The sequence below is a fragment of the Kineococcus halophytocola genome (assembly GCF_041276425.1).
GTDB lineage: Bacteria > Actinomycetota > Actinomycetes > Actinomycetales > Kineococcaceae > Kineococcus > Kineococcus halophytocola.
Map to the genome: position 1 here is coordinate 1 of NZ_JBGFTU010000040.1, position 10,137 is coordinate 10,137.

Annotated in this window: 9 protein-coding genes; 5 read left to right on the forward strand and 4 right to left on the reverse strand. The window is 73.7% G+C overall.

Annotated features, from left to right (window positions below):
* Positions 1-260: 260 nt before the first annotated feature.
* From AB2L27_RS19795 to AB2L27_RS19810, 4 genes are read right to left on the reverse strand one after another with little or no spacing between them, the layout of a single operon-like run.
* Entirely contained in the window at positions 261-1,571 is a 1,311-nt protein-coding gene (locus tag AB2L27_RS19795) for an MFS transporter (RefSeq protein ID WP_370443213.1), read from the reverse strand.
* Positions 1,571-2,572, reverse strand: coding sequence for an ABC transporter substrate-binding protein (locus AB2L27_RS19800; RefSeq protein ID WP_370443214.1), 1,002 nt, complete (start codon positions 2,570-2,572; stop codon positions 1,571-1,573). Before AB2L27_RS19800 ends, AB2L27_RS19795 begins: the two co-directional genes overlap by 1 nt.
* Positions 2,500-3,372 (reverse strand): ABC transporter ATP-binding protein, encoded by an 873-nt coding sequence (locus AB2L27_RS19805; RefSeq protein WP_370443221.1) that lies wholly within the window; start codon positions 3,370-3,372, stop codon positions 2,500-2,502. Before AB2L27_RS19805 ends, AB2L27_RS19800 begins: the two co-directional genes overlap by 73 nt.
* Entirely contained in the window at positions 3,372-4,385 is a 1,014-nt protein-coding gene (locus AB2L27_RS19810; RefSeq protein ID WP_370443215.1) for a FecCD family ABC transporter permease, read from the reverse strand. The genes AB2L27_RS19805 and AB2L27_RS19810 overlap by 1 nt, the downstream gene beginning before the upstream one ends.
* Before the next feature lie 247 nt (positions 4,386-4,632).
* On the opposite strand from AB2L27_RS19810, the gene AB2L27_RS19815 reads away from it, so the two are divergent.
* The 5 genes from AB2L27_RS19815 to AB2L27_RS19835 all read left to right on the forward strand — a co-directional run bounded on the left by AB2L27_RS19815 (position 4,633) and on the right by AB2L27_RS19835 (position 9,971).
* Positions 4,633-4,821, forward strand: coding sequence for a streptamidine-related RiPP repeat protein (locus tag AB2L27_RS19815; RefSeq protein WP_370443216.1), 189 nt, complete (start codon positions 4,633-4,635; stop codon positions 4,819-4,821).
* Between the two features lie 42 nt (positions 4,822-4,863).
* The gene (locus AB2L27_RS19820) at positions 4,864-5,739 is read left to right on the forward strand and encodes a hypothetical protein (RefSeq protein WP_370443217.1); all 876 of its coding nucleotides are present in this window, start codon (positions 4,864-4,866) and stop codon (positions 5,737-5,739) included.
* Complete coding sequence (locus AB2L27_RS19825) at positions 5,736-7,259, forward strand: CocE/NonD family hydrolase (protein ID WP_370443218.1); 1,524 nt, start codon at positions 5,736-5,738, stop codon at positions 7,257-7,259. The genes AB2L27_RS19820 and AB2L27_RS19825 overlap by 4 nt, the downstream gene beginning before the upstream one ends.
* Complete coding sequence (locus tag AB2L27_RS19830) at positions 7,256-8,605, forward strand: YcaO-like family protein (RefSeq protein ID WP_370443219.1); 1,350 nt, start codon at positions 7,256-7,258, stop codon at positions 8,603-8,605. The genes AB2L27_RS19825 and AB2L27_RS19830 overlap by 4 nt, the downstream gene beginning before the upstream one ends.
* A gap of 94 nt (positions 8,606-8,699) precedes the next feature.
* On the forward strand, positions 8,700-9,971 hold the full coding sequence (locus tag AB2L27_RS19835; RefSeq protein WP_370443220.1) for a YcaO-like family protein: 1,272 nt from the start codon (positions 8,700-8,702) through the stop codon (positions 9,969-9,971).
* Positions 9,972-10,137 lie beyond the last annotated feature (166 nt).

Here is a 10,137-nt window from a genome sequence, read left to right on the forward strand (position 1 = left end):
TTTCCAGGTGGGTACGGTCGATAGGGCTTGGGCGCCCGTAACGTCTCGTCCAGACCCTGGATACCCCCCAACGGGGCCTGGTCGTCCAGGTGCGAGTGCGCATGAGGTCCCATCCCCGGGATCTCGCTGCACCGGCACCCAAGTGGCGCGGATCGCTCGCGTCGGTGGACCCGGTCCGCTGCCCGGGTTCGTCGCTCTGGTTCGCCGCTCGTGACCCCTTGGTGTGAGGCGTGCGTGACTTGCCGCCCGACCCAGGCTCGTCACGACGGTTCGCCACGGGCGCGGAGGTCGAGCTCGGTGTCGGGCGCGTCGCTGGACGCCGCGACGGGGGTGACGGCGGTGACGGCGGTGGCAGGATCGGTGGTGAGGTCAGCCAGTCGCGGGGTGCGGTGCAGACCGCCGAGCAGGCCGCCGACGACGGAGGCGGCGGTGCACGCCACGGCCAGGCCCAGCCCGGCCTCGAGCGACGACCAGGCGGTGACGGCCCCACCGACGGCGGCGCCGAGGGGTTGCCCGCCCCAGGCGATCATCCGCGCGGTGGTGTTGACACGCGCCTGCAGTGGCATCGGGGTGACGGTCTGGCGGACGACGATCGCGTTGAGGATCGCCAGGGTCGAGGCGGTCTGCCAGGCGAGGAGGGCCAGCGCTGCGGCCCACCAGGTCCCGGCCACGACGACCACGGCCAGGACCAGGGCGGAGCTGGACCAGCTGGCCAGGCTAAGTCGTCCGACGGCGACGTGGCGCTGCAACGGGTTGACGACGAACGTTGCCAGCAGCGCACCGGCCGGGCCGGCGGCGTACAGGACGCCGAGGGGGAGGTCGCCGGCGCCCAGGCCGAAGCGTCGCGCGGCCAGCACGACGAGCAGGCCGGTGACGACACCGCCGGCGAGGCTGCCGCCGACGCCGATGAGCGTCAGCACGCGCACGAGGTGGTGGTCCCACACGTACCGCAGGCCCTCGCCGATCTCGGCGAACAGCCCCCGTCGGGGGACGGGAGCGCTCGACCAGTGGACCGTGAGCAGCAGCAGTACGGACAGCCCGTAGCTCACGGCGTCCAGGGCCAGCACCTGCGGGGGGCGCAGGACGGTGAGGAGGACCCCGGCCAGGGCGGGACCGGCCAGGCCGATGACGGTGCTGATCCCGGACAGCCGCGCCAGGGCCGGGCCGATCCCGTCCCGGCCCACGATCGCCGGGACGGCGCCGAAGCTGCCCGCGTCGAAGAACACGAACAGGCTCGACGTCAGGAACGCGGTCAGCAGCAGTTGGGCCGTCGAGAGCGCGCCCAGGAGGTCGGCGAGCGGGACCGCGGCCGTGACCAGCGCGCTGAGCAGCGTCGTCACGAGCATCGTCCGCCGCGCGCCCCAACGGTCCACCAGCGCCCCCGCGGGCAGCCCGAGCAGCAGGTACGGCAGCCCCTCGCACGCGGCGAGCAGTCCGGTCAGCAACGGGTCGGAGGTGCGTTGGTAGACGAGGACGGGCAAGGCCACGAGGGTCAAGGAGTTGCCCGCCCACGAGACGGCCCGGCTGACCGCGAACCGGGTGAAGGGCGGGGATCCGGTGGACGAACCCATCAGGGGTGCAGGGCCTCGCTCAGCTCCTCCACCCCATCGACGGCGCGCAGGTTCGTCGAGTCGCTCTCGGGCATGGTCACGACCTTCCCGTCGCGCACGGCGCTGACTCCCGGCAGCAGCTGGCTCAGGGAGTCCTTCGCGCCCACGGTGTCCCCGTCGCCGCCGGTGAGCAGGACGATGGTGGACGGGTCACGCGCGATGACGTCCTCGCGGGAGACCTCGGAGTAGTACTGGCCCTTCGGCAGCTGTCCGGCGTACACGTTGGAACCGCCAGCGAGTTCGGCGATGTCGGTGTAGACGCCGTCGTAGGTGTAGAGGGTTCCGTCGTAGTTCGCGAGGAACATCACCGGTACGGCGGGGTCGCCCGCGATCCGCTGGGACACGGCGTCGAGACGGGTGTGCAGCTGCTCGGCGAGCTCGTCCGTCGCGGTCTGCCGTCCGAGCAGGGTCCCGATCGCGGCGAGGTCGGTGAACACGTCGCTCACCTTCGCGCCCGTGGCGTCGTCCCCGCAGAACCCCGACAGGACCAGGACCTGGGTGCCCTGGTCGGCCAGCTGGTCGATGGTCGGCAGGGTGTTGCCGTCAAAGGCGTACTCGCCGTCGGCCCAGACGAGGTCGGGGTGCGCGGCGGCGAGCTGCTCGCGGGTCAGACCCTCGGTGGACAGGACCGGCACCTTCGCGAACGCGTCCGCGTACTGGGCCGAGGGGGTTCCGCTGGACGTGTTGTACTGCCCGACGAGTTCGTCGGAGTCTCCGAGCTGCAGCAGGAGCTCGGTGGAGGTCACCCACCCGGAGACGACGCGTTCGGCGGGGTGGGGCAGCGTGACGGTGCGTCCGCAGTTCTGGACCGAGACGCTCGCGGTGGTCGTGCCCGCCGGTGCCGGCGCCCGTCCCGCGGCGGACTGGGAGGTGGTGGAACTGCATGCGGTCAGGCCCAGGGTGAGGACGAGGGCGGCCGGCAGGACCGCGGGGAGGGTGAGGAGCCGGGGGACGGTGCGCACGGGATCTCCGATCGGGGGTGGGTGGGATCAGCGCCGGCGAGGGCGTAGCTGAGCTGGACGCGGCCGGTGAGCGGGTTCGTCCCGCAGTGCGCGCGGACGCCGAACACGTCGTGCAGGAGGCCGGGGGTCAGGACGTCACCGGGAGCGCCCTGCGCGACGAGGTGTCCGTGGGCCAGGACGACGAGGTGGTCGCAGGAGGCGGCGGCGAGGTTGAGGTCGTGCAGGACGGCCAGGACGGTGACGGGCAGGCTCCGCACGAGGTCGAGCAGGTCGAGCTGGCCGGCGATGTCGAGGTGGTTGGTGGGTTCGTCCAGGACGAGGACACCGGGGTGCTGGGCCAGGGCCCGGGCCAGCAGGACGCGCTGCTTCTCGCCCCCCGAGAGGGCCGTGAACTCCCGGTGCGCGAGGTGGGCGGCGCCGACGCGCTGCAGCGCGTCGGTGACGGCGGCGTGGTCGCGCGCGCCCGCCCGGCCGAGGGCGCCGAAGTGGGGGGTGCGGCCGACCAGGACGGCGTCCAGGACGCGGGAGTCGACGCCGAGGGTGCCCTCCTGGACCATCGCGGCGATGCGCCGGGCGACCTGTCGCGGACCGAGCTCGGTGTGGACGTCGCGGCCGTCGACGTGGACGCTGCCGGCGGCCGGTCGCAGCGCGCGGTAGACGGCGCGGCACACGGTCGACTTCCCGCTGCCGTTGGGGCCGACGAGGCCGGTCACCGATCCGGGGGCGCAGTCGAAGGTGATGCCCTCGACGACGCGTCGCCCGGCGAGGTCGACGCCCAGGTCGTGCACGGCCAACCGCATCACGTGCGAGCACCTCCTCGGCGCAACAGGACGAGAAAGAACGGGACCCCGGCGACGGCGGTCACGACGGTCAGGGGGAGTTCCACGGGTGGTGCCGCGGTCCGTCCGACGAGGTCGGCCAGCACGAGGAAGACCCCGCCGGCCAGCGCGGCCAGCGGCAGCAGCAGCCGGTGCCCCGTCCCGACGAGCAACCGGACGGCGTGCGGGGCCACGAGCCCCACGAACCCGACCCCGCCGGCCACGGCGATCACGGCGGCGGTCAGCAAGGCCGCGACGACCAGGAGCTGGACGCGCAGCCACCCGGCGCGCAGCCCCAGGGAGGCGGCCACCTCGTCGCCCAGCACGAGTGCGTCCAGGGTGCGCGCGCGGACGATCAGCCAGCCGGTGCAGACGGCGACGAGCGCTGCGGGCAGCCACAGGGAGCTCCACTGCGCGCTGGCGACGGTGCCCAGCAGCCAGAACAGGACGGCCTGCAGCTTCGCGCCGCCCTGGCGCAGCTGCAGGTAGCTGGTGACGGCCTGGAAGAGGTAGCCGAGCGCGACCCCGGCCAGCAGCAGCCGGGTGGGGTCGACGCGGCCGTGCTGGCGCCCCAGGAGCAGGACGAGGCCCAGGGTGAGCAGGCCACCGCAGAACGCGGCGCCCGACACCCCGAGCCCGCCGGCGACTCCTCCCGCGATCCCGCCGCCGACCCCCGTCGTCAGGACGACGACGGCCGCGGCGGAGGCCCCGGCGGAGACCCCAAGGACGTACGGGTCCGCCAGCGGGTTGCGCACGACGGCCTGCAGGGTCGCCCCGGCGACGGCGAGCCCGGCGCCGGTGACGAAGGCCAGCAGGACGCGGGGGACCCGTACGGCCCAGACGATCTGGTCCTCGGCCGCGGGGACGTCGGGCACGGAGCCGGTGAGGTGATGCCGGACGATCTCGACGACGTGCGCAGGGCTGACGGCGACGGCGCCGGCGCCCACGGCCAGCACCACGGCGACGGGTACGAGCACGAGGAGCGTGGTCGCCACCGCGCGCGCTCGAGTTCCGGAGCGGTCCGCGGGTGGGGTGGCCGCGATCGGGTGGACCCGGCGGTGAGGTGCGGCGGACGGCATCGGCTCGCGATCTACGTAGTGAGGATCATTATCGTCAAGAGCGGAAGGTAGTGTCCGTCACGAGATCGGTCAACACCCGACGCGGGGGGTTGTGTGGGAGGCGGCGGAGGGTTAGTTTCCCCCATAGATGAGAAGCGTTCTCATCTTGTTGAGGAGGATCACCATGTCGCAGTTCTCGTTCCAGGCCGTCGCCGAGCTCCCCGCGTCCAGCGCGCTGCAGGGCCCGACGACCAACGCCCTGGTGCACAACCCGTTCGCCTTCGAAGCCGTCGCCGAGCTCCCCGCGTCCAGCGCGCTGCAGGGCCCGACGACCAACGCGCTGGTGCACAACCCGTTCGCGTTCAGCGCCTGATCTTTCGATCGACCGGCCGCCTGAACAGGTGACGAAGTGACCGTGTCCCCGTCGACGGTTCCCGTCCGACCCCTCCTGCGCCCCGGGACCCACCTCTTCCCGTCCACGGACGGAACCCGGTGGTTCCTGGCCGAACCCGGCGAGCGGTTCACCCGCCTCCTCGGTCCGGCCGAGGTGCTGCGCGCCCTGCAACCCGAACTCCACACCGGATCCGCAGCGGCGGACGCCTCGGACGCTCCCGCCGCCGACGTCCCCGCGGAACTGCGCGAGGGGTTGCACGCCGCGCTGCGCGAACGAGGAGCCCTGACGGGAACCCCGGACGACGCGCCCACCCGCCCCCGGGTCCTCCTCGAGGGTTCCGGGTCCGTGGCCGACGCCGTCCGGCGACTGCTCACCTCCTTCGCCGAGGTGACCCCCGACCCCGCCGGCGGGGACACGGACCACGAGGTCGGCCGGCGTGTCACGAGTGGCGCGACCCTCGACGTCACCTGCGACGTGCGCATCACCTGCGCCGGCTGGCTGCCCGACCACGCCTTCGACGCGCTCGACCGCTGGTCCCTGCGCGCCGGGGTGCCCTGGCACCACGTGCACGTCGAGGGCACGGCGCTGGTCGTCGGTCCCCTGCAGACGCCGGGTGGCGTGCGGTACCGCGACTGGCGGGGACGCAGGCTCGCGGCGAGCACGACCCCCGAGGAACTCTCCGCGTTCTGGGCGTACCTGTCCAGCGGCAGCGGACTGCCCGACCTCCCCCCGTTCGACCCCGGTCCCGTGGCCGTCGCGGCCGGCCTGCTCGTCGACGACGTGCAGCGGTGGTGGAACGGCTGGCGCGGGCGACCGGACGAGCACGTCGTCGACCGGGGCGTCGACGGTACCGTCCGCGTGGAACGGCACCCCGTCCTGCCGTTGCCGATCCCGTGAGGGCCTGGGCCAACCAGCGCGTTCCCGGGCACGACGGCACCCCGCTCGCGCTCGACGTCCACCTGCCCGAGGAGTCGACCTGGCCGGTTCCGGCCGTCGTGACCCGCACCGCCTACGGCCGGACCGCGCACCTCGCCGAGGGCCGGGCCTGGCGCCGCGCGGGTTTCGCGTTCGTCGCCCAGGACGTACGCGGCCGGTACGACTCCGAGGGGACCTGGACGCCCTACCGCGACGAACGCGGTGACGGGGCCCGACTCGTCGACCACCTGCTGGCCCAGCCCTGGTGCGACGGGCGCGTCGTCGCCTACGGCGGCTCGTACGCGGGGTACACCGCGTGGGCGCTGGCCGTGGAACGTCCCGAGGCGGTCCGGGCCGTCATCAGCCTCGGTCCCTCCCTCGGCCTGCACCGCACCAAGTTCGCACCCGGGGGGATCCTGCGTCTCACCGAGCACGTCGGCTGGTGGCTCGAACGCGCGGACGGCCGGACGAGCCGTCCCGGCCTGCGCGAGGTCGTGTTCACCGAGAACCCCGACCTGCTCGACCACCTCCCCGTCGTCGAGATCGGCGATCTGTCCGGCGTGGACCTGCCGCACTGGAACGACGCCCTGGACCTGCACGAGGAGTTCGGTCGCGACGGCACCCCGCCCGAGGCGGTGACCACCGCCGAGCTCGAGGACCTCACGTGCGCGACGTTCCACGCCGGCGGCTGGTACGACCTGCTCACCCCCGAGGCCGTGGACCTGTGGAGGGTCACCGGTTCCGCGGTGGCTCCCCGCCCGTTGCGCCGGCTCGTGCTCGGTCCCTGGGAGCACGACCTCGGCATGGACGGTGGGACGACCGTCGGAGTCCTCGACCACGGGCCGGGTTCCCGGCGCGACTGGGGGAGCGAGTTCGTCGCGTTCGCCCGGGACGCCCTCGAGGGGACGGGGGCCTCGGGTGCGGACGTCTTCCGCTCGGGACGGTGGCGGCGGACCCCGGACTGGCCCACCACGGGGTTCGTCCCGTGGTTCCCCGCGGCGGACGGGACCTTGCGCCCCGAACCCTCGGTCGGAGACGTGGGTTTCCGGTCCGATCCCCACGACCCCTTCCCCTCCCTGCTGGCAGGTCAGGACCGTTCCGCCACGTCGACGCGTCAGGACGCCGTGCGGTTCTGGTCGAATCCGCTGGTGCGGGACGTCGTGTTCGACGGTCTCGCCGAGATCGATCTGGACACGGCCGGGGAGGGTGACTGGATCTGCCGGTTGCTCCACGAACGCTCGGACGGGAGCCTCGTCGAACTCGCCGTCGCCACCACCACGGCGCACGAGGCGACGTTCACCCCGATGTCGTGCGGACTCCCCGCCGGGACGCGGTGGGCGCTGGAGATCACCGGCAGCGACTTCCCGCACCTGGCCCGCAACCTCGGACCCGGGGTGGACCGGCTGCGCGGCGAGGCGGGACGGCCCGTGGAGCAGGTGGTGCGCTGCGCGGGGACCGTCCTGAGGGTCCCCGCGGGGGAACCGGCGGGGGAGTCCAGGTGATCGACAACAGGACGGGTCTGGTCCTCGACCTCGCCCCCTCACCGCGCCGCTGCGACATGCCCGCCGGCTGGACCACGTGGGGCGCGAGCGTCGCCCGCACCCAGGAGTTCGCGCCCTGGCGGGCGGACTCTTACGGTTTCGGCGCCTCGCTGGGTGACCACGCGGCGGCGCGGGGCGCGGCCCTGGGAGAAGCGGTCGAGCGGTACTGCGGCAACGCCGTGCCCGACAGCTTCGCCGTGACCGGGCGGAGCTTCTCCCAGCTCGATCGGGCGGCGCTGGACCCGCGCCGACTGGCGCTGTACTCCCAGCGTCAGTACCGGACACCGGGGTTCCCGTTCGTCCCGTTCACGGCCGACCTGCCCGTCGCCTGGGCCGAGGGGATGGACCTGCACGCGGGTGAACCCGCACTCGTTCCGGCGAGCCTGGCCTACCTCGACTACGTCCACGGGCCGAGGGCGGGAGAACCGCCCACGCACTCCCCGGCCTACTCGGGGATCGCCTGCGGCACGAGCCGCCAGGCCGCGTTGCGGTCTGCGCTGGAGGAACTGCTCGAGCGGGACGCCACGAGCATCTGGTGGGCCTCGGGCACACCGACCACGGCCTGGGACGACGACGGGGTCATCACGGGCCGGCTCGGTCGCCCGGGGGACCGGGGCGAACTCGCCGTGCGGCTGCTCGACGTCCCGAACGAGTTCGAGGTCCCCGTGGTCGCGGCCCTCGTGGAGGACGTCGCGGACGGCGTCATCGGGTTCGGGTCCGCGTGCCGCGCCGACCACGCGGCCGCAGCGGCGAAGGCGCTCGTGGAGGCCCTCGGCGTCCTGCGCCTGGGCCGGGACCTCGACGACCCGGCCAGCGACGTGTGGGAGGCCGTCCGGACCGGCCGGGTCGAGGAGCACGTCTACCTCCCGCACCGGCCCGACCGGCACTACCTCGACGACGCCCGCGACCCCGACCCGCACAACCCGTGGCGCCGGCTCAGCGACCTGCCACCGGTCGCGCAGTTGCACCTGGACCCGCGCTGGCAGCGCGAGGCGCTCGGCCGGTTGCGGCCCACGACATCGGCGCCGCTGCCCGCAGCGGCGACCACCCGCACCGCAGCGAGCTACCTGAACCTCCTCGCCGCACGGGGTATCGGGGCGTACGCCGTCGACCTCACGACCCCCGACGTCGCCGCCTGCGGGCTGCACGTCGTCCGCGTCGTCGCCCCCGAGCTCGTGGGCAACGGCCCGCCCGCCTTCCCGCTGCGCGGCGGGACCCGGCTCTACGACGTTCCGCGCGAACTCGGCTGGGTCGGTCGGACCCTCACCGAGGACGACCTCGTCACCGCCCCGATACCGCTGGCCTGAAGGATCGCCCGTGTCCCTGTCTCCGGGGTCTCAGTCCCTCGCACCGCCGCCCGCACCCCTGCCGCCCGCAGCGCTGCCCCCTCACCTGACTCCTGTGCCCTACCCCGACCTCGTCGACCACCGGACCGGGATCGTCAGGTCCCTGCGCGCCGAGCGCGTCCCGGTGCAGTTCCCCGCCGGTTTCGACCTCGTCACCGCGACGCTCTCGGACACGACCCGGTTCGCGCCGTGGGCGGCTGATCCCGCCGGAGCGGGCTACGCGCTGAACGACCCCGCGGCGGTGCTCGGAGCAGCCCTCGGCGAGGCGGTGGAGCGGTACTGCGGGAACGCGGTGCCGGAAGGACTCGCCCACGGGTCAGCGCGGTCGCTGCGGGCAGCCGGCCGGCGGGTCCTGGACCTGGGCGCCCTGGCCCTCTTCAGCGCCGAGCAGTACGCCGAGCCGGGCTTCCCCGCCGCACCCCTCGACGACGACCTGGAGATCGAGTGGGCCAGCAGCGTCGATGGCACGCTCGTGCCGGCGAGCCTGGTCTGGCCCTCCTACCCCGGTTCGCGCCGCGGGTTCCCGCTGACCAACCCCGTCGTCCAGGCGGGGCTCGCCGCCGGCCGCACCCGCGCGGACGCCCTCACCTCCGCCGTCCGCGAGATCGTCGAGCGCGACGCCATGACGCTGGCCTGGTACGGGGAACGGGGTTTCACGCGGGTCCGCGAACCGAGGTGGCTGCGCGACCTCTCGCGCGGGCCGGGCGGTGATCTCGAGACCCGGTACGTCGTCCTGCCCCAGGAGTTCAGGATCCCTGTGCTGGCGGCCCTCGTCCGCGACCGGGTCACGGGGTACCTCAGCCTCGGGACCGGGGTCGCGGACGACCCCGTCGACGCAGCCCTCAAGGCCTTCGGTGAGGCGTTGCAGCTGCAGCTCGTGCTGCGCGACCACGACGACCCCGAGACCGCCCTCGGCCGTGTGGGCGGCACTCCCGGCAGCCCGCTCAAGGCCTGGCGCGCCGACCGCCGGTACGGGCAGTCCTACCGCCCCGACCGGCGTGACGCCATCGACTACGCCTGCCACCTCCAGCTGCACCTCGACCCGGCGGTGCAGGGGGAGTTCGAGGAACGCTTCGCCGCCTCGATCGACGGGGTGGTCGACCTCAGCGACCTGCGGGCCGACGCGGACCCCGTGCGGGCGGTGCTCGACCAGGGCTTCGACCTCCTCGAGGTCGACCTCACGACCCCCGACGTCCGCGCCCTGGGCCTGCACGTCCTGCGGGTCGTCGTCCCGGGGACCTACAGCAACTCCGCGGTGGGGCTGCCGTTCCTCGGTGGGACGCGGCTAGATGTGCGGCGCACTACCCGGGTTCCTCTTCCGCACTGAGCCTTCATCAGTCACGGTTGATCGCTACCGACAAGAGCTCAGGGACCCTTTGTCAGGAGCGCGGTGAGGCAGCTGTTCGAGCCAGGAACGGAAGGCGTTGGGACACGTAGGGCCTGGCCGGTCACGATGGTGACGACCAAGCTCAACCACCATGCCCGTCAGGACC

Bases quoted from the DNA above. Each gene is read 5' to 3' on its own strand.
- AB2L27_RS19795 (WP_370443213.1), bottom strand. From the start codon at position 1,571: ATGGGTTCGTCCACCGGATCCCCGCCCTTCACCCGGTTCGCGGTCAGC.
- AB2L27_RS19815 (WP_370443216.1), top strand. From the start codon at position 4,633: ATGTCGCAGTTCTCGTTCCAGGCCGTCGCCGAGCTCCCCGCGTCCAGC.
- AB2L27_RS19805 (WP_370443221.1), bottom strand. From the start codon at position 3,372: ATGCGGTTGGCCGTGCACGACCTGGGCGTCGACCTCGCCGGGCGACGC.